The organism is Streptomyces sp. 15-116A, assembly GCF_025290915.1.
Classification (GTDB): domain Bacteria; phylum Actinomycetota; class Actinomycetes; order Streptomycetales; family Streptomycetaceae; genus Streptomyces.
In genome coordinates, this window is record NZ_JAOCQE010000121.1 from 1 (window position 1) to 18,301 (window position 18,301).

At 72.1% G+C, this 18,301-nt stretch carries 15 protein-coding genes; 7 read left to right on the plus strand and 8 right to left on the minus strand.

Translation table 11 applies throughout. The features are described from left to right. Positions 1 to 188 precede the first annotated feature (188 nt). Both N4P33_RS19810 and N4P33_RS19815 read right to left on the minus strand, forming a co-directional pair. Complete coding sequence (locus N4P33_RS19810; protein WP_260827975.1) at positions 189 to 1,097, minus strand: SDR family oxidoreductase; 909 nt, start codon at positions 1,095 to 1,097, stop codon at positions 189 to 191. Between the two features lies 1 nt (position 1,098). After that, positions 1,099 to 1,839, minus strand: a complete 741-nt coding sequence (locus N4P33_RS19815) for an SDR family oxidoreductase (RefSeq protein ID WP_260827976.1) — start codon at positions 1,837 to 1,839, stop codon at positions 1,099 to 1,101. Between the two features lie 51 nt (positions 1,840 to 1,890). On the opposite strand from N4P33_RS19815, the gene N4P33_RS19820 reads away from it, so the two are divergent. The 4 genes from N4P33_RS19820 to N4P33_RS19835 are packed head-to-tail and all read left to right on the plus strand — an operon-like array spanning position 1,891 to position 5,335. Further along, entirely contained in the window at positions 1,891 to 2,709 is an 819-nt protein-coding gene (locus N4P33_RS19820; RefSeq protein WP_260827977.1) for an enoyl-CoA hydratase family protein, read from the plus strand. Next, entirely contained in the window at positions 2,710 to 3,570 is an 861-nt protein-coding gene (locus N4P33_RS19825) for a CoA transferase subunit A (RefSeq protein WP_260827978.1), read from the plus strand. It abuts the gene before it with no gap. Beyond that, on the plus strand, positions 3,567 to 4,286 hold the full coding sequence (locus N4P33_RS19830; protein WP_260827979.1) for a CoA-transferase subunit beta: 720 nt from the start codon (positions 3,567 to 3,569) through the stop codon (positions 4,284 to 4,286). Before N4P33_RS19825 ends, N4P33_RS19830 begins: the two co-directional genes overlap by 4 nt. After that, positions 4,286 to 5,335 carry a nitronate monooxygenase family protein gene (locus tag N4P33_RS19835; protein WP_260827980.1) on the plus strand — a complete coding sequence of 350 codons (1,050 nt, stop codon included), beginning with the start codon at positions 4,286 to 4,288 and terminating at the stop codon, positions 5,333 to 5,335. Before N4P33_RS19830 ends, N4P33_RS19835 begins: the two co-directional genes overlap by 1 nt. Here the strand turns inward: N4P33_RS19835 and N4P33_RS19840 are convergent. The 3 genes from N4P33_RS19840 to N4P33_RS19850 are packed head-to-tail and all read right to left on the minus strand — an operon-like array spanning position 5,319 to position 7,924. Then, complete coding sequence (locus tag N4P33_RS19840) at positions 5,319 to 6,476, minus strand: acetyl-CoA C-acetyltransferase (protein WP_260827981.1); 1,158 nt, start codon at positions 6,474 to 6,476, stop codon at positions 5,319 to 5,321. The two genes, N4P33_RS19835 and N4P33_RS19840, sit on opposite strands and share 17 nt — an antisense overlap. Positions 6,477 to 6,499: 23 nt before the next feature. Then, entirely contained in the window at positions 6,500 to 7,111 is a 612-nt protein-coding gene (locus tag N4P33_RS19845) for a TetR/AcrR family transcriptional regulator (RefSeq protein WP_260827982.1), read from the minus strand. 27 nt (positions 7,112 to 7,138) lie between these two features. Then, complete coding sequence (locus N4P33_RS19850; RefSeq protein WP_260827983.1) at positions 7,139 to 7,924, minus strand: SDR family oxidoreductase; 786 nt, start codon at positions 7,922 to 7,924, stop codon at positions 7,139 to 7,141. 59 nt (positions 7,925 to 7,983) lie between these two features. On the opposite strand from N4P33_RS19850, the gene N4P33_RS19855 reads away from it, so the two are divergent. Then, a complete protein-coding gene (locus N4P33_RS19855) occupies positions 7,984 to 9,126 on the plus strand; it encodes an acyl-CoA dehydrogenase family protein (RefSeq protein WP_260827984.1) in 1,143 nt (380 codons plus the stop codon). Next, a complete protein-coding gene (locus tag N4P33_RS19860; RefSeq protein WP_260827985.1) occupies positions 9,126 to 10,106 on the plus strand; it encodes an acyl-CoA dehydrogenase family protein in 981 nt (326 codons plus the stop codon). Before N4P33_RS19855 ends, N4P33_RS19860 begins: the two co-directional genes overlap by 1 nt. Before the next feature lie 182 nt (positions 10,107 to 10,288). Here N4P33_RS19860 and N4P33_RS19865 read toward each other — a convergent pair whose 3' ends face one another. The 3 genes from N4P33_RS19865 to N4P33_RS19875 all read right to left on the minus strand — a co-directional run bounded on the left by N4P33_RS19865 (position 10,289) and on the right by N4P33_RS19875 (position 17,444). Further along, the gene (locus N4P33_RS19865) at positions 10,289 to 11,752 is read right to left on the minus strand and encodes a glutamate synthase subunit beta (RefSeq protein ID WP_260827986.1); all 1,464 of its coding nucleotides are present in this window, start codon (positions 11,750 to 11,752) and stop codon (positions 10,289 to 10,291) included. Continuing rightward, positions 11,745 to 16,340, minus strand: a complete 4,596-nt coding sequence (gltB, locus tag N4P33_RS19870) for a glutamate synthase large subunit (RefSeq protein WP_260827987.1) — start codon at positions 16,338 to 16,340, stop codon at positions 11,745 to 11,747. Before gltB ends, N4P33_RS19865 begins: the two co-directional genes overlap by 8 nt. 372 nt (positions 16,341 to 16,712) lie before the next feature. Continuing rightward, the gene (locus N4P33_RS19875) at positions 16,713 to 17,444 is read right to left on the minus strand and encodes a VIT1/CCC1 transporter family protein (RefSeq protein ID WP_260827988.1); all 732 of its coding nucleotides are present in this window, start codon (positions 17,442 to 17,444) and stop codon (positions 16,713 to 16,715) included. A 272-nt stretch (positions 17,445 to 17,716) separates the two neighbouring features. Here N4P33_RS19875 and N4P33_RS19880 point away from each other — a divergent pair. Continuing rightward, positions 17,717 to 18,301 (plus strand): ADP-ribosylglycohydrolase family protein (locus tag N4P33_RS19880; protein WP_260827989.1); only part of this gene is annotated, 585 nt, incomplete at its 3' end.

The following is an 18,301-nucleotide window of genomic DNA, read 5'->3' on the forward strand; positions in this document are numbered from 1 at the left end:
GCCCTCGTCCCGCACGGACGCCCCGTACGCCTTCACCCCGGACAGCCACGGCCCCCTGCGGGTGTCCTTCCCGTGCCCGACGTGCCACCAGCGCATCCGGGTGCCGGTACGGGGGCGGGTGCGGGCGCGGTGCGGGTTGTGCCGGACCGTGCTGGAGTGCGATACGTGAGCCGGGGCGGGCGGCGATGTCAGTGGGCGCCGTACACCTGCTCCGGTTCCCTGGCCGTCGCCAGCAGGGCGCGGGCCGTCCCGCCCGCCTCCGACGGCGTGAGTCGGGTGCCCTTGTCGCTGGTCGGGCCCCGGTGCCAGCCGTCCATCACGGTGATACGGCCGCCCTCCGTCTCGAAGACACGGCCGGTGACCCCCTCGCTCGCGGCCGAGCCGAGCCACACCACCAGAGGGGAGACGTTCTCCGGGGCCATGGCGTCGAAACCGGTGGCCGGTGCCGTCATCGTCGCGGCGAACGTGCGTTCTGTCATCCGGGTGCGTGCGGCGGGGGCGATGGCGTTGGCCTGGACGCCGTAGCGGCCGAGTTCCGCCGCCGCGACCAGCGTGAGCGCGAGGATCCCGGCCTTCGCGGCGCTGTAGTTGCCCTGCCCGACCGAGCCCAGGAGTCCCGCCCCGCTGCTGGTGTTGACGACCCGGGCCACGGGCCGGCGCCCGGCCTTGCTCTCGGCCCGCCAGTGGGCGGCCGCGTGTTTCAGGGGAAGGAAGTGGCCCTTGAGGTGCACACGCACGACCGCGTCCCAGTCGTCCTCGTCGAGGTTGATCAGCGTCCGGTCGCGCAGGAAACCGGCGTTGTTGACGAGGGTGTCGAGCCGACCGTACGTCTCCAGCGCGGCGCGTACGAGGGAGGCGGCGCCCTCGGTCGTGGCGATGTCGCCGCCGTGGGCCACCGCTTCGCCGCCCGCCGCGCGGATCTCGGCGGCGACACGGGCGGCCGGGTCGTCCGGGCCAGGGGTGCCGTCGAGACCCACGCCGAGGTCGTTGACGACCACCCGCGCACCCTCGGCGGCGAACGCCAGCGCGTGCGCCCGCCCGAGCCCGCGTCCCGCGCCGGTGACCACGACCACCCGTCCGTCGCACAACCCGCCCATCTCACCGCTCCTTCGGGACCGTCGACGCGTCGAGGAACGCGGGCCGCTCCCCGCCGCCGTGCACCTGGAGGCTCGCCCCGGTGATGTACGCGGCGGCGTCCGAGGCGAGGAACACGGCCGCCGCGCCGATGTCGTACGGTTCCGCGAGCCGGCCCAGCGGGACCGTGCGGGCGACGGCCGCGAGCCCGTCCGTGCCGCCGTAGTGGAGGTGGGACCGCTCGGTGCGGACCATGCCGACGACCAGGGTGTTGACCCGGACGTCCGGCGCCCATTCCACCGCCATGGAACGGGCCAGGTTCTCCAGTCCCGCCTTGGCCGCCCCGTAGGCCGCCGAGCCGGGCGAGGGCCGGGTGCCGCTGACGCTGCCGATCATGACGACCGAGCCCCGGGCCCGCCGCAGCCGCTCGTACGCGGCGAGGGTGGCGGTCAGCGGTGCGAGGAGGTTGAGCTCCAGCACGCGCGCGTGACGCGCGGCGTCGGCCTCGGTGAGCAGGCGGTACGGGGTGCCGCCCGCGTTGTTGACCAGCACGTCGACGCGGGGCAGCGCGGCGAAGAAGTCCCGTACGGCGTCCGGGTCGCGCAGGTCGAGGGGCCGGAACTCGGTGCCGGGGAGGGCCACTTCGGGGGGCCGGCGGGCGCAGGTGACGACTTGGGCTCCGGCGTCGGCGAAGGCCCGCGCGATGCCGGCGCCGACACCCCGGGTGCCGCCCGTGACGACGGCGACCTTCCCGTCCAGCTCCATCCGCCGTAACCTCCCTAACAAACGTTTGGTGGAAAGGTAGCTGATGCGCCCATGAGTGTCTCCACCTCGTCCCCGGAAAAGGGGATTCGTCTCGTCACCGTCGACGTCCCGCCGGTGAACGCCCTTCCCGTGGCCGCGTGGTTCGCGCTGGCGGAGGCCGTGCGGGAGGCCGGGCGTGATGCGGAGGTCCGCTGTGTGGTGCTGGCGGCTCAGGGGCGGGGCTTCAACGCGGGCGTGGACATCAAGGAGATCCGGTCGGGCGGCGCCGGCGCGCTGCTCGGCGCCAACCGCGGCTGCGCGGAGGCCTTCGCGGCGGTGTACGAGTGCGAGGTGCCGGTGGTGGCGGCGGTGCAGGGTCACTGTCTGGGCGGTGGCATCGGGCTCGTGGGCAACGCGGACGCGATCGTGGCGAGCGAGGACGCCGTCTTCGGTCTGCCGGAGCTGGACCGGGGGGCGCTGGGGGCGGCCACCCATCTGGCCCGGCTGGTCCCCGCGCATCTGATGCGGACCCTGTACTACACCGCCGGCACGGTGAGCGCGGCGGAGCTGCACGCGCACGGGGCGGTGTGGAGGGTCGTACCGCGCGATGAACTGCGCGCTGCCGCCCTGGAGTTGGCGGGGCGGATCGCGGCGAAGGACGGGCGGCTGCTGCGGCTGGCCAAGGCCGCTCTCAACGGCATCGATCCCGTCGACGTGCGCCGCTCCTACCGCTTCGAGCAGGGCTTCACCTTCGAGGCCGAGCTCAGCGGGACGGGCGGGCGGGTGCGGGACGGATTCGGGCGGGGCGGCTTGAAGCAGGACGGCCCAGAGCGGGACGGCTTACGGCAGGACGGCTTGGAACCGGACAGCTCGCGGCGGGGGGACGTCTAGATGGCGGGCCCGGCCGACAAGGCCATGACAGCCGACGCGGCCGTCGCCCGGCTGTCCAGCGGTATGACGCTCGGCATCGGCGGCTGGGGCGCGCGCCGCAAGCCGATGGCGCTGGTCAGGGCGCTGCTACGGTCGGATGTCGGGGACTTGACGGTGGTCTCGTGCGGCGGCCCGGACGTGGGTCTGCTGGCCGCCGCAGGACGGATCCGCAGGCTGGTCACGGCGTTCGTCACGCTCGACTCGATCCCCCTCGAACCCCACTACCGCGCGGCCCGCGAGCGCGGTGCCTTCGCGCTGACGGAGGTCGACGAGGCGATGCTGCTGTGGGGGCTGCGGGCGGCGGCGCACCGGATGCCGTTCCTGCCGGTGCGGACGGGGCTCGGCTCGGACGTGATGCGGGTGAACCCGGAGCTGCGGACGGTGACCTCGCCGTACGGCGACGGGGAGACGTTCGTCGCGATGCCCGCGCTGCGCCTGGACGCGGCCCTGGTGCACCTGAACCGGGCGGACCGGGCGGGCAACGGCCAGTATCTGGGCCCGGATCCGTACTTCGACGACCTGTTCTGCGCGGCGGCGGACACCGCGTACGTCTCCTGCGAGCGGATCGTGGAGACGGCCGAGCTGACGAAGGAGGCGGCGCCGCAGAGGCTGCTGATCCCCCGGCACCGGGTGACGGGGGTCGTGGAGGCCCCGAACGGGGCGCACTTCACGTCGTGCGCGCCGGACTACGGGCGGGACGAGGCGTTCCAGAGGTACTACGCGTCCACACCGTGGGGGGAGTTCGCCGCTCGGTTCCTGGGCGGCGGGGAGCGGGAGTACGAGTCGGCCGTCGCCGCGTGGCGCGGAGGGGAGCGGGGATGACGGCGGTCACCCGGGCCGAGTACTGCGTCATCGCCTGCGCCGAGGTCTGGCGCGGCGCCGGGGAGATCCTCGCGAGCCCCATGGGCACGATTCCGTCCCTGGGCGCCCGGCTCGCCCGGCTCACCTTCGCGCCGGAGCTGCTGCTGACCGACGGCGAGGCGATGCTGGTCGGCGCCGACGGCACCGTCGAGGGCTGGCTGCCCTACCGGCGCCATCTGGACCTCGTCACCGGCGGCCGACGGCACGTGATGATGGGCGCGAGCCAGCTCGACCGGTACGGCAACCAGAACATCTCCTGCATCGGCGACTGGGCGCGACCGCGACGGCAGCTGCTCGGGATGCGCGGGGCGCCGGTCAACACGCTGAACAATCCGACGAGTTACTGGGTGCCGAGACACTCCCGGCGGGTGTTCGTGGAGCGGGTCGACGTGGTGTGCGGCGTGGGCTACGGCCGGGCCGGGGGCGCCCGATACCACCACCTGCACCGCGTCGTCACCGACCTCGCCGTCCTCGACTTCGCCACCCCCGACCGCTCGCTGCGGCTGGCGTCGCTGCATCCCGGGGTGACGGCTAAGGAGGTACAAGAGGCGACGGGCTTCACGCTCACGGTCCCCGACAAGGTGCCGTACACCCGCGAACCGACCGGGCGGGAGCTGGAGTTGATCCGCACGGTGATCGATCCGCGCGGCGCCCGCACCCGGGAGGTGCCTGCCTGATGGAGACCGCGCTCACCCGGCTGACCGGAGTCCGCCATCCCCTCGTCCAGACCGGCATGGGATGGGTCTCCGGCCCGCGTCTGGTCTCCGCCACGGCGAACGCGGGCGCGCTCGGGATCCTCGCCTCCGCGACGATGACGACGGACCGGCTGCGCGAGGCGATACGGGAGGTCAAGTCGCGCACCGAGGCGCCGTTCGGGGTCAATCTGCGGGCGGATGCGGCGGACGCCGGCGACCGGGTGCGCGTCCTCGTCGAGGAGGGCGTCCGGGTCGCCTCTTTTGCCCTGGCCCCGTCTCCCGGGCTCATCGCGGAGCTGAAGGAGGCCGGGGTCGTGGTCGTCCCGACCGTCGGTGCCCGGCGCCATGCCGAGAAGGTCGCGGCGTGGGGTGCGGACGCGGTGATCGTGCAGGGCGCGGAGGGCGGCGGCCACACCGGCGCCGTGGCGACGACGGTGCTGCTGCCGCAGGTGGTCGACGCTGTGCGGATACCGGTCGTGGCGGCGGGCGGCTTCTTCGACGGGCGGGGCCTGGTCGCGGCGCTGGCGTACGGGGCGGCGGGCGTGGCGATGGGGACGCGCTTCCTGCTGACCTCGGACTCGACGGTCCCGGACGCGGTGAAGGCACGCTATCTGGCGGCGACGGTCACGGACGTCACGCTCACCACGGCGGTCGACGGCCTCCCCCACCGCATGCTCCGCACGGACCTGGTCGCCGCCCTGGAGGGGTCCGGGCGGACACGCGCTCTGCTCCATGCCGTGCGCCACGCCTCCGCCTTCCGCAAGCTCTCGGGCCTGACCTGGCGGCAGCTGATCCACGACGGCCTCGCCACCAAGCACGCCAAGAACCTGACCTGGCCCCAGCTCCTCCTGGCCGCGAACACCCCGATGCTGCTCAAGTCCGCGATGGTGGACGGCCGTACGGACGCGGGAGTCATGGCCGCGGGCCAGGTCGCCGGGGTGATCGAGGACCTGCCGTCCTGCGCGGAGCTGGTGGACCGGATCATGAAGGAGGCGGAGGAGGTACGGGAGCGGTTCAGATCCGCTCGATGATCGTCACGTTCGCCTGGCCGCCGCCCTCGCACATCGTCTGGAGGCCGTAACGGCCGCCGGTGCGTTCCAGTTCGTGCAGGAGGGTGGTCATCAGCTTGGCGCCGGTCGCGCCGAGGGGGTGGCCCAGGGCGATCGCGCCGCCGTTGACGTTGACCTTGGCCGGGTCCGCGCCGGTCTCCTTCAGCCAGGCCAGGACGACCGGGGCGAAGGCCTCGTTGATCTCGACGAGGTCGAGGTCATCCAGGGACAGGCCCGTCTTCTTCAGGGCGTGGGCAGTGGCGGGGATGGGCGCGGTGAGCATGCGGATCGGGTCCTCGCCGCGCACGGAGAGATGGTGCACGCGGGCTCGGGGGGTGAGCCCGTGGTCGTGGACCGCCCGCTCGGAGGCCAGCAGCAGGGCCGCCGCGCCGTCGGAGACCTGGGAGGAGCAGGCGGCGGTGACGGTGCCGCCGTCGAGGACCGGTTTCAGCGCGGCCATCTTCTCCAGCGAGGTGTCCCGGCGCGGGCCCTCGTCGGTCGTCACGTCGCCGTAGGGCACGGTCTCCCGCAGGAAGCGGCCCTCGTCGATCGCCCGCACCGCCCGCCGGTGCGAGCGCAGCGCGTACTCCTCCTGCTCGCGCCGGCCGATGCCCCATTTCGCGGCGATCATCTCGGCCCCGGCGAACTGGTTCACCGGCCGGTCCCCGTACCGGGCCCGCCAGCCCGCGCTGCCCGCGAACGGCCCCTCGGTGAAGCCGAGCGGCTCGGCGGCCTGCCGGGTGGCGTAGGCGATGGGCACCCGGGACATGTTCTGCACGCCGCCCGCGACGACCAGGTCCTGCGTCCCGGACAGCACCGCCTGCGCGGCGAAGTGCACCGCCTGCTGCGAGGACCCGCACTGCCGGTCCACCGTCACACCCGGCACCTCCTCGGGCAGCCCGGCCGCCAGCCAGCAGGTCCGCGCGATGTCCCCGGCCTGCGGCCCCACCGCGTCCAGACAGCCGAACACCACGTCCTCGACCGCCGCCGGGTCGACGCCCGCGCGGGAGACCAGCTCCTTGAGCACATGCGCGCCGAGATCGGCCGGATGGACCCCGCTCAGCCCTCCCCCGCGCCGCCCCACGGGCGTACGGACCGCTTCGACGATGTAGGCCTCGGCCATGGCAACTCCCTCGTCCGGAAGGGTTATGCGCGTACGGCGATTCCGTCCAGGACCATCGACAGGTACTGCCGGGCGATCTCCTCGGGGCTGTGCTGTCCGCCCGGCCGGTACCAGGACGCGGCGACCCACACGGTGTCGCGCACGAACCGGTAGGTCAGCCGGACGTCGAGATCGTCGCGGAAGACGCCTTCGGTGACCCCGCGTTCCAGCGTGGCGAGCCACGCCTGCTCGAATCTGCGCTGTGACTCGGCGAGGAACGCGAACCGCTCCTGCGCCGCGAGCTGCCGGGACTCCTTCTGGTAGATCGCGACGGCGGCACGGTGCCGGTCGATCTCCCGGAACGACTCGGTGACCAGGGCCTGAAGCGTCTCCCGCGGCCCGAGCCCGGCGCCGAGCACCGAGTCGTAGCCCTCCCAGAGCTCGTCGAGGAAGGTCCGCAGGATCTCCTCCAGCATCGACTCCTTGGAGTCGAAGTGGTAGTAGAGGCTGCCCGCGAGCATGCCCGCGTGGTCGGCGATCTTGCGGACGGTCGTCGCTTTGTAGCCCTGCTCGGCGAACACCTCGGCGGCGGTGGCGAGGAGTTCACCGCGCCGCGCGGGCGCCGCGGTCACCTGGGGCTTCTTCTTGGTCGGCACGGCATCCATTGTGGTGGTCGCCCGGCACTAGGGATGCCGGCTGCTGACGGAGACGACCTCGCCGGTCATGTACGAGGAGTAGCCGGACGCCAGGAACACGATCACGTTGGCCACCTCCCAGGGCTCGGCGTGCCGCCCGAACGCCTCACGCGCGGTGAGTTCCTCCAGCAGGTCCGGTGTCGTCACCTTCGCCAGGTGCGGGTGCAGGGCGAGGCTCGGCGCGACCGCGTTGACCCGCACCCCGCACTCGGCAGCCTCCACCGCCGCACACCGGGTCAGCGCCATCACCCCCGCCTTCGCGGCGGCGTAGTGCGCCTGCCCGGCCTGGGCCCGCCAGCCCATCACCGAGGCGTTGTTGACGATCACGCCGCCTCCGCTGCCCCGCATCCGGCGCAGGGCCGCGCGGGTGCAGCGGAAGGTGCCGTTGAGCGTCACGTCCAGCACCTTCGTCCACTGCTCGTCGGTCATGTCGACGAGCGCAGCCGTGCCGCCGAGGCCCGCGTTGTTGACCACGATGTCGAGCCGCCCGTGCAGCCCGACCGCCGTGTCGAACAGCGCCCCCACCTGCGCCTCGTCGGTGACGTCGCAGACGGCGGCCGCCACGGCGCCCGGGAATCGCCGGCCCAGCTCGCTCTCGTGCTCCTCGAGCCGCCGCGCGTGCGCGTCGCTGATCAGCACGCGCGCGCCCTCCTCCAGGAAGCGCCGCGCGGTGGCCCCGCCGATGCCCGTCCCCGCGGCGGCGGTGACCACGGCGGTGCGACCCGCGAGCAGCCCGTGCCCGGGGACGTACGCGGGGCTCTCGACGCCTGTCATAGGGGCACGCTAACCTACCAAACACTTGTTAGAAAAGGGTCGCGGATACGGGGGTGCCGATGGACCTCGACTTCACCGAGGCGGAGGACGCCTTCCGGGCCGAGGCCCGCGCCTGGCTCCGCGCGCATGTGCCGCCCGCCCCGCTGCCCTCGCTGGAGACCGAGGAGGGTTTCCGCGCGCATCGCGCCTGGGAGGCCGAACTGGCCGATGACCGCTGGTCGGTGGTGCACTGGCCGGCCGCGTACGGCGGGCGGGACGCGGATCTGATCCGCTGGCTGGTCTTCGAGGAGGAGTACTACGCCGCGGGCGCGCCGGGCCGGGTCGGCCAGAACGGCATCAGCCTGCTCGCGCCCACGCTCTTCGACCACGGCACCGAGGAGCAGCGGGCTCGCGTGCTGCCTCCGATGGCGCGCGGTGACGTCGTATGGGCGCAGGCGTGGTCGGAGCCCGGGGCGGGCTCGGATCTCGCCGCCCTGCGCTCCAGAGCCGTACGCACCGACGGCGGCTGGCTGCTGCACGGCCACAAGACGTGGTCCTCCCGCGCGGCCTTCGCCGACCGCGCCTTCGGCCTGTTCCGCAGCGACCCGGACGCCCCGAAACCCCACCAGGGCCTCACGTACGTCATGTTCGACCTGCGCGCGCCGGGCGTGACGGTCCGCCCGATCGCCCGCCTCGACGGCAGACCGGCCTTCGCCGAACTTCTCCTCGACGGAGTCTTCGTACCGGACAGGGACGTGATCGGCGCGCCCGGCGAGGGCTGGCGGATCGCCATGGCCACGGCGGGCAACGAGCGCGGGCTGATGCTCCGCTCCCCCGGCCGCTATCTCGCCTCCGCCGAGGCCCTGCGGGAGCTGTGGCGGTCGCGGGGCAGCCCGTGCTGGGCGGAGCAGCGGGTGGCGGACGCGCTGACCGGCGCCCGCGCGTACCAGCTCTTCGGCTACGCGGCCGCCTCCCGTGTCCTGGCGGGCGAGCCACTCGGCCCGGAGTCGGCCAGCCTCAACAAGGTGTTCTGGTCGGAGTACGACCTGGCCGTGCAGGAGACGGCGCTCGATCTGCTGGGCGAGGAGGGCGAATCGGCGGACGGCGACTGGACGGAGCGGTACGTCTTCGCCCTCGCCGGGCCGATCTACGCGGGCACCAACGAGATCCAGCGCGACATCATCGCCGAGCGGCTCCTCGGCCTGCCGAAGGGACGCCGCTGATGCGCTTCCTCCTGGACCGCGAGCAACGTGCCTTCGCGGCCTCGCTGGACGCCATGCTGAGGGCGGCGGAGACCCCGGCGGTCATACGGGACTGGAGCAGGGGCGCCCACGCGAGCGGCAGGGCCCTGTGGGGCCGTATCGCGAAGGCAGGGGTCTTCGCGCTGGCGGTCCCGGAGGCTTACGGCGGCCTGGGCCGGCGTCCCGCCGATCTGGCCGTCGCCTTCGTGGAACTGGGCCGGCACGCGGTACCGGGCCCGCTGGCGGAGACGGTCATGGCGGCGATCCTGCTCACCGAACCGACCCCCGCCGAGGACGCGTTGCCCGCGCTGCTCTCCGGCGAGGCGATGGCGACGGCGGCCCCCGAGGGGTCGTACGCCCTGGACGGCGACGCGGCGACGCTCCGCCTCACCTGGTCCCCCGAGGGTCTGAGCCTCGCCCCGGGCCACGGCCCGGTCCACGCCTCCCTCGACCCCGCCCGCCGGCTCACCCGCCTCACCCCGGGCGGCGACCTCCTCACCACCGCCCCGCCCCTGCCCCTCGCCCTGACCTGGGCCCGCCTCGCCACGGCGGCGCAGGCACTCGGCGTGGGCCACACCCTCCTGGACCGCACGGTCGCCTACGTCAAGCAACGCACCCAGTTCGGCACCCCGGTCGGCTCCTTCCAGGCGGTCAAACACCGCCTGGCGAACGCCGCGCTAGCCCTTGAATTCGCCCACCCCCTGCTCCTCGGCGCGGCCCTGACCCTGACCCCGGCAGACGTAGCCGCCGCGAAGGTGACGGCCTGCGAGGCCGCCTACACCACAGCCCGCACAGCGCTCCAACTCCACGGCGCGATCGGCTACACCGCGGAGTACGACCTCTCCCTATGGCTGACCAAGGCCCGCGCCCTACTCACAGCCTGGGGCACACCCCACGAATGCCGAACGGCAGTGATCGCCAACGGACCCTGGCACCCCACGGCAACAACAGCGCCCCGATAGGGGCGCGGGACTCTGCTGATATGCGGCTCCGCCGCGTGGGCGCGACCAGCCCCACACAACCCGCACCCGCCAACCGAATCGCACCCGGCACATGCGACGGCGCCTGCCAGTCCGGTCGGGGACAAATGGCAGGCGCCGTCAGTGTTCCGCACGCCTTTGTACGGGACGTCTATGAAGTCACGTCAGACAGTCAGCGCCCGATCCGTAGGCCGAATCGGCGCCGGCAGATCACTCGCCCCGGTGAGGAACCGATCGCAGCCCCGAGCCGCGGAGCGCCCCTCCGCGATGGCCCACACGATGAGCGACTGCCCCCGCCCCGCGTCACCGGCGACGAACACACCCGGCACGTTGGTCTGGAAGTCGGCGTCACGGGCGATGTTACCCCGCTCGTCCAGCTCAAGACCGAACTGCTCGACCAGCCCGTTCTCCCGGTCCGTCCCGGTGAAGCCCATCGCCAGCGTGACGAGCTGCGCCGGGATCTTGCGCTCGGTGCCCGGCTTCGGCGTGAGCTTGCCGTCGACGAACTCCACCTCGGTCAGGTGCAGCCACTGGACGTTGCCGTCCTCGTCGCCCTCGAAGTGGGTGGTGGAGACGGAGTAGACCCGCTCACCGCCCTCCTCGTGCGCGCTGGTGACCTTGTACAGCATGGGGAAGGTCGGCCACGGCTGGCTGACCGCGTCCCGCTCCTCGTTCGGGCGGGGCATGATCTCCAGCTGGGTCACCGACGCCGCGCCCTGACGGTGGGCGGTGCCGACACAGTCCGCACCGGTGTCACCGCCGCCGATGACGACGACGTGCTTGCCCTCGGCCGAGATCGGCGGAGTGACGTAGTCGCCCTCCTGCACCTTGTTGGCCAGCGGCAGGTACTCCATGGCCTGGTAGATGCCCTTGAGCTCACGGCCCGGCACCGGCAGGTCCCGCGCGGTCGTCGCACCGACGGCGAGGACCACCGCGTCGTACCGCTTGCGCAGCGCCGTCGCCGGCATGTCGCGGCCGATCTCGATGCCCGTACGGAACTTGGTGCCCTCCGCGCGCATCTGCTCGATCCGGCGGTTGATGTGCCGCTTCTCCATCTTGAACTCGGGGATGCCGTACCGGAGAAGGCCTCCGATGCGGTCCGCGCGCTCGTAGACGGCGACGGTGTGGCCGGCCCGGGTCAGCTGCTGGGCGGCGGCCAGGCCCGCGGGGCCCGAGCCGACGACCGCGACGGTCTTGCCGGACAGGCGCTCGGGGATCTGCGGGGCGACGTCACCGGTCTCCCACGCCTTGTCGATGATCGAGACCTCGACGTTCTTGATGGTGACGGCCGGCTGGTTGATGCCGAGCACACACGCCGACTCGCACGGAGCGGGGCACAGGCGGCCGGTGAACTCCGGGAAGTTGTTGGTGGCGTGCAGCCGCTCGGACGCGGCCTGCCAGTCCTCGCGGTAGGCGTAGTCGTTCCACTCGGGGATGAGGTTCCCGAGCGGGCAGCCGTTGTGGCAGAACGGGATGCCGCAGTCCATGCACCGGCTGGCCTGCTTGCTGATGATCGGCAGCAGGGAGCCGGGGACGTAGACCTCGTTCCAGTCCCTGACGCGCTCCTCGACCGGACGGGACTTGGCGACCTCGCGGCCGTGGTTCAGAAAGCCCTTCGGGTCAGCCATTGATCGCCGCCTCCATCATCTTCTCGTGGGTCTCGGACTCGGAGAGACCGGCTCGCTCGGCGGCGTCCTTGGCGGCGAGCACTGCCTTGTACGTGCTGGGGATGATCTTGCTGAAGCGCTCGACGGCCGTGTCCCACTCGGCCAGGAGCTTCTCGGCGACGGTGGAGCCGGTCTCCTCCTGGTGACGGCGGACGACGTCGTGCAGCCACTGCTTGTCGGCCTCGTCCAGCGCCTCGACGGCGTCCAGGTTGCCGACGTTGACGTTGTCCCGGTCGAGGTCGATGACGTACGCGATGCCGCCGGACATACCGGCCGCGAAGTTGCGCCCGGTCTCGCCGAGGACGACCGCGTGACCGCCGGTCATGTACTCGCAGCCGTGGTCGCCCACGCCCTCGGAGACGACCAGCGCGCCGGAGTTGCGGACGCAGAAGCGTTCGCCGACCTTGCCGCGCAGGAACATCTCGCCGCCGGTGGCGCCGTAGGCGAGGGTGTTGCCCGCGATGACGCTGTACTCGGCGAGATGGTCGGCGGCCCGGTCCGGGCGGACGACGATCCGGCCGCCGGAGAGGCCCTTGCCGACGTAGTCGTTGGCGTCGCCCTCCAGGCGCAGCGTGACACCGCGCGGGATGAAGGCGCCGAACGACTGGCCGGCGGAGCCGGTGAAGGTGATGTCGATGGTGTCGTCGGGCAGGCCCGCACCGCCGAACTTCTTGGTCACCTCGTGGCCGAGCATGGTGCCGACCGTGCGGTTGATGTTGCGGATGGCGACCTGGGCGCGCACCGGCTGGGCCTCCTCGGCACCGGCGGCGGACAGCGCGTCGGCGGCGAGCTTGATCAGCTCGTTGTCGAGCGCCTTCTCCAGGCCGTGGTCCTGGGCGACGACCTGGTGGCGGACAGCGCCCTCGGGCAGCTCGGGCACGTGGAACAGCGGCTCCAGCTCCAGGCCCTGCGCCTTCCAGTGGTTCACCGCGCGGGTGACGTCGAGGACCTCGGCGTGGCCGACGGCCTCCTCGATGGAGCGGAAGCCCAGCTCGGCGAGGAGCTCGCGGACCTCCTGCGCGATGAACTCGAAGAAGTTCACCACGTACTCGGCCTTGCCGGTGAACCGGTCGCGCAGCACCGGGTTCTGGGTGGCGATGCCGACCGGGCAGGTGTCCAGGTGGCAGACGCGCATCATGACGCAGCCGGAGACGACGAGCGGCGCGGTCGCGAAACCGAACTCCTCGGCGCCGAGCAGCGCGGCGATGACCACGTCACGGCCGGTCTTGAGCTGGCCGTCGGTCTGCACGACGATCCGGTCGCGCAGGCCGTTGAGCAGCAGCGTCTGCTGGGTCTCGGCGAGACCGAGCTCCCAGGGACCGCCCGCGTGCTTCAGCGACGTGAGCGGCGAGGCGCCCGTGCCGCCGTCGTGGCCGGAGATCAGCACGACGTCCGCGTGCGCCTTGGACACACCCGCCGCGACCGTGCCGACGCCGACCTCGGAGACCAGCTTCACGTGAATCCGCGCCTGCGGGTTCGCGTTCTTCAGGTCGTGGATCAGCTGGGCGAGGTCCTCGATGGAGTAGATGTCGTGGTGCGGCGGCGGGGAGATGAGCCCCACGCCGGGCGTCGAGTGACGCGTCTTGGCGACCCACGGGTAGACCTTGTGGCCGGGCAGCTGGCCGCCCTCGCCGGGCTTGGCGCCCTGGGCCATCTTGATCTGGATGTCGTCGGAGTTGACCAGGTACTCGCTCGTCACACCGAAGCGGCCGGAGGCGACCTGCTTGATGGAGGAGCGGCGCGCCGGGTCGTACAGGCGCTCCGGGTCCTCGCCGCCCTCACCGGTGTTGGACTTGCCGCCCAGCTGGTTCATGGCGATGGCGAGGGTCTCGTGCGCCTCCTGCGAGATGGAGCCGTACGACATGGCGCCGGTGGAGAACCGCTTGACGATCGCGGAGACCGGCTCGACCTCCTCGATCGGGATGGGGCCCCGGTCGCTCTTGAAGCCGAACAGGCCGCGCAGCGTCATCAGGCGCTCGGACTGCTCGTTCACGCGCTCGGTGTACTTCTTGAAGATGTCGTAGCGGCCGGTGCGCGTGGAGTGCTGCAGGCGGAAGACCGTCTCCGGGTCGAACAGGTGCGGCTCGCCCTCGCGGCGCCACTGGTACTCGCCGCCGATCTCCAGGGCGCGGTGCGCCGGGGCGATGCCGCTGGCCGGGTACGCCTTGGCGTGGCGGGCGGCGACCTCCTGGGCGATGACGTCGATGCCGACGCCGCCGATCTTGGTGGCGGTGCCGTTGAAGTACTTCTCCACGAAGGCCTCGTCGAGACCGACGGCCTCGAAGACCTGGGCGCCGCGGTAGGAGGCGACGGTGGAGATGCCCATCTTGGACATGACCTTCAGGACGCCCTTGCCGAGGGCGTAGATCAGGTTGCGGATGGCCTGCTCGGGCTCGATGCCGGGCAGGAAGGTGCCGGCGCGGACCAGGTCCTCGACGGACTCCATCGCCAGGTACGGGTTGACGGCGGCGGCGCCGTAGCCGATGAGCAGGGCGACGTGGTGGACCTCGCGGACGTCACCGGCCTCGACCAGCAGGCCCACCTGGGTGCGCTGCTTGGTGCGGATGAGGTGGTGGTGGACGGCCGCGGTGAGCAGCAGCGACGGGATCGGCGCGTGCTCGGCGTCCGAGTGGCGGTCGGAGAGGACGATCAGGCGGGCGCCGTTCTCGATGGCGGCGTCGGCCTCGGCGCAGATCTCCTCGATGCGCGCGGCGAGCGCGTCACCGCCGCCGTGCACCCGGTACAGGCCGGACAGCGTCGCGGCCTTGAAGCCGGGCATGTCGCCGTCGGCGTTGATGTGGATGAGCTTGGCCAGCTCGTCGTTGTCGATGACCGGGAACGGCAGGACGACGGACCGGCAGGAGGCGGCGGTCGGCTCCAGCAGGTTGCCCGAGGGGCCCAGCGAGCTGCGCAGGGAGGTGACCAGTTCCTCGCGGATGGCGTCCAGCGGCGGGTTGGTGACCTGGGCGAACAGCTGGGTGAAGTAGTCGAAGAGCAGGCGCGGGCGCTCGCTCAGCGCGGCGATCGGCGAGTCGGTGCCCATCGAACCGATCGGCTCGGCACCGGACTTGGCCATCGGCGCGAGGATGACGCGCAGCTCCTCCTCGGTGTAGCCGAAGGTCTGCTGGCGGCGGGTGACCGAGGCGTGGGTGTGCACGATGTGCTCACGCTCGGGCAGGTCCTCGAGCTCGATCTCGCCGGCCTCGAGCCACTCCGCGTAGGGGTGCTCGGCGGCGAGCTGGGCCTTGATCTCGTCGTCCTCGATGATGCGGTGCTCGGCGGTGTCCACGAGGAACATGCGGCCGGGCTGCAGCCGGCCCTTGCGGACGACCTTCGAGGGGTCGATGTCGAGGACGCCGACCTCGGAGCCGAGGACGACGAGGCCGTCGTCGGTGACCCAGTAGCGGCCGGGGCGCAGGCCGTTGCGGTCGAGCACGGCTCCGACCTGGGTGCCGTCGGTGAAGGTGACGCAGGCGGGGCCGTCCCAGGGCTCCATCATCGTGGAGTGGTACTGGTAGAAGGCGCGCCGGGCCGGGTCCATGGAGTCGTGGTTCTCCCACGCCTCCGGAATCATCATCAGCACGGAGTGCGGCAGCGAACGCCCGCCCAGGTGGAGCAGTTCGAGCACCTCGTCGAAGGACGCGGAGTCGGAGGCGTCGGGGGTGCAGATCGGGAAGATCCGGTCGATCTTGTCCTGGTCGCCGAACAGGTCGGAGACGAGCTGCGACTCGCGGGCCGCCATCCAGTTGCGGTTGCCCTTGACGGTGTTGATCTCACCGTTGTGCGCGACGAACCGGTAGGGGTGCGCGAGCGGCCACGACGGGAAGGTGTTCGTGGAGAACCGGGAGTGCACCAGCGCGATCGCGGAGCCGAAGCGGCGGTCGGACAGGTCCGGGAAGAACGGCTCGAGCTGGCCGGTGGTCAGCATGCCCTTGTAGACGATCGTCCGCGCGGACAGCGAGGGGAAGTAGACGCCGACCTCGCGCTCGGCGCGCTTGCGCAGCGCGAACGCCTTGCGGTCGAGGTCGATGCCCTGGCTCGCGCCGTCGGTGACGAAGATCTGGCGGAAGACCGGCATGGTCGAGCGGGCGGTGGCGCCGAGCAGTTCGGGCGCGACCGGCACCTCGCGCCAGCCGAGGACGCTCAGGCCCTCCTCGCCGGCGATGGCGTCGATCCGGGCGACGGCCTCGTCGGTGCCCTCGACGGGCAGGAAGGCGATACCGACGGCGTAGCCGCCGGCCTCGGGCAGCTCGAATCCGGCCACCTCACGGAAGAAGGCGTCCGGGACCTGGGAGAGGATGCCGGCACCGTCACCGGAGTCCGGCTCGGAGCCAGTGGCACCGCGGTGCTCGAGGTTGCGCAGGACGGTGAGGGCCTGCTCGACCAGGGTGTGGGACGCCTCGCCGGTGAGGGTGGCGACGAAGCCGACGCCGCAGGCGTCGTGCTCGTTGCGGGGGTCGTACATACCCTGCGCAGCAGGGCGAGCATCCATGAAGGACCAGTTCTGGCCGTTCGCGGAGTGCTGGGACGGCTGGCGCGGCGTACGCATCGGCTCTCCCGTCGTCGTCTATTGGCATGTGCATGTGCCGAGGGACGACGTTGGCCCTCTGCGTGGCTGCGAAATTTCGTGCAGGTTACATGATGGAGCGGTTCCCGGAAAGCGGGATAATCCGTTCCAACATGCGGACACCGCACGGGTCGCGGCAGGGTTCCGCGCCTTGCGGTGGAAGCTATGGGGACCGAGTCGGACAGATCGTTGTCCGTCGGCCCGAGGGGGCGGAGAGGGCGCCGTCGCCCGCTCCGCGGTCGCGCCGGGGGCCTCATTGCCCACAGCGCTTACGGCTCATGCCCGGTGGTCACGCGGTCGAAACCAGCGAGTAACGACTATTTATGCGGACCTCCGCATAGATGCCGAGCCTGGTCATCCTACGGCGGTTCCGAACAACGAGCCCAGGGCGTACGTCACACCGGCCGCGGCACCACCGAGGGCGAGCTGACGCAGCCCGCTGTACCACCAGGTCCGCGCCGTCACCTTGGCCACCACGGCACCGCACAGGAACAGTCCGAGCAGCGCCAGCAGCACGGCCGGCCACAGACTGCTCGCACCGAGCAGATACGGCAGTACGGGCAGCAGGGCGCCCAGCGCGAAGGAGCCGAAGCTGGACACGGCGGCGACGGCCGGCGAGGGCAGGTCGCCGGGGTCGATGCCCAGCTCCTCCCGGGCGTGGATCTCCAGCGCCTGCTCGGGATCCTTGGACAGCTGCCGGGCCACCTCGCGCGCCAGCCGGGGTTCGACGCCGCGAGCTTCATAGAGCGCGGCGAGTTCGGCCTCCTCGTCCTTGGGGTGCTTGCGCAGCTCGCGGCGCTCGACGTCCAGCTCGGCCTCGACCAGCTCGCGCTGGGAGGCGACGGAGGTGTACTCACCGGCGGCCATGGAGAAGGCGCCGGCCGCGAGCCCGGCGAGCCCGCTGAGCACCACAGTCTGCTGACTGACCGAACCGCCGGCGACACCGGTCATCAGCGCCAGGTTGGAGACCAGGCCGTCCATCGCGCCGAACACCGCGGGCCGCAGCCAGCCGCCGTTCACGTCCCGGTGCGTGTGGTTGTCACGGTGCGCCTCGTGCAGCGCGGCTTCGGTCTCGATGATGGCCATGCGATCCCCCAGAGATAACGGATGCGCCTCGTCGATTGGACGAGTTCTACTTTTCGACAACACCCAACCTACGCCCGGTCTTCCCCTCCCGCCAGCAAGGAAAGGCTGGGCTAACCTGCGGTTTTGCGGTTTTCGCTCATCCGTGTAGATGGGCGCCCAGATGTCGACCGGGTGACGCTGGGACCGGTGAGGCTGCACCGGAGACCGCACCGGGGACAGTTCCGCAAAGGGCTCCGCGCCTTCCGGGGCGCCCCTGAGAGGAGAGCCGCGCCATGGCATCGACCGCCCGCATCCCCTCGGTCCCGGCGCCCGGGGACGCACCCGGGCTTCGCGAACGGGCGCGCGGCGCGCTGCTCGGCCTGGCCGTCGGCGACGCGCTGGGCGCCCCCGCGGAGAACATGAAGCCCTCCGAGATCCGCGCGAGATGGGGCCGCATCACCGGCTACGTGGCCGAACGCCCCGCGGGCACGGACGACACCGAGTACGCGATCTTCTCCGGTCTGCTGCTCGCCCGCCACGGCAGCGCGCTGACCCCGGCGCATGTGGACGCGGCCTGGCACGAGCTGATCGCCGACCGCTCCGAGGGCCGCTTCCGGGGCGCCGGCTTCAGCGAGCGCGGCACGCTGGAGAACCTCCGCCGGGGACTCGCCGCCCCGGTCTCCGCCCAGCACCGGCACGCCTGGAGCGACGGTCTCGCGATGCGCGCCGCGCCGCACGGGGTCTTCGCGGCGGGCCGCCCCGTCGAGGCGGCCCGGCTGGCGGCGATCGACGGCTCGGTCAGCCACGACGGCGAGGGCATCTACGGCGGCCAGGCGGTCGCGGCGGGCGTGGCGGCGGCGATGGCGGGCGCCCGGGTG

Excerpts from the sequence above, each read along its gene's own strand:
- N4P33_RS19830 (WP_260827979.1), top strand. The coding sequence starts at position 3,567 with ATGACGGCGGTCACCCGGGCCGAGTACTGCGTCATCGCCTGCGCCGAG.
- N4P33_RS19810 (WP_260827975.1), bottom strand. The coding sequence starts at position 1,097 with ATGGGCGGGTTGTGCGACGGACGGGTGGTCGTGGTCACCGGCGCGGGA.
- N4P33_RS19820 (WP_260827977.1), top strand. The coding sequence starts at position 1,891 with ATGAGTGTCTCCACCTCGTCCCCGGAAAAGGGGATTCGTCTCGTCACC.
- N4P33_RS19865 (WP_260827986.1), bottom strand. The coding sequence starts at position 11,752 with ATGGCTGACCCGAAGGGCTTTCTGAACCACGGCCGCGAGGTCGCCAAG.
- N4P33_RS19840 (WP_260827981.1), bottom strand. The coding sequence starts at position 6,476 with ATGGCCGAGGCCTACATCGTCGAAGCGGTCCGTACGCCCGTGGGGCGG.
- N4P33_RS19825 (WP_260827978.1), top strand. The coding sequence starts at position 2,710 with ATGGCGGGCCCGGCCGACAAGGCCATGACAGCCGACGCGGCCGTCGCC.
- N4P33_RS19855 (WP_260827984.1), top strand. The coding sequence starts at position 7,984 with ATGGACCTCGACTTCACCGAGGCGGAGGACGCCTTCCGGGCCGAGGCC.
- gltB (WP_260827987.1), bottom strand. The coding sequence starts at position 16,340 with ATGCGTACGCCGCGCCAGCCGTCCCAGCACTCCGCGAACGGCCAGAAC.
- N4P33_RS19835 (WP_260827980.1), top strand. The coding sequence starts at position 4,286 with ATGGAGACCGCGCTCACCCGGCTGACCGGAGTCCGCCATCCCCTCGTC.
- N4P33_RS19860 (WP_260827985.1), top strand. The coding sequence starts at position 9,126 with ATGCGCTTCCTCCTGGACCGCGAGCAACGTGCCTTCGCGGCCTCGCTG.
- N4P33_RS19875 (WP_260827988.1), bottom strand. The coding sequence starts at position 17,444 with ATGGCCATCATCGAGACCGAAGCCGCGCTGCACGAGGCGCACCGTGAC.
- N4P33_RS19815 (WP_260827976.1), bottom strand. The coding sequence starts at position 1,839 with ATGGAGCTGGACGGGAAGGTCGCCGTCGTCACGGGCGGCACCCGGGGT.
- N4P33_RS19850 (WP_260827983.1), bottom strand. The coding sequence starts at position 7,924 with ATGACAGGCGTCGAGAGCCCCGCGTACGTCCCCGGGCACGGGCTGCTC.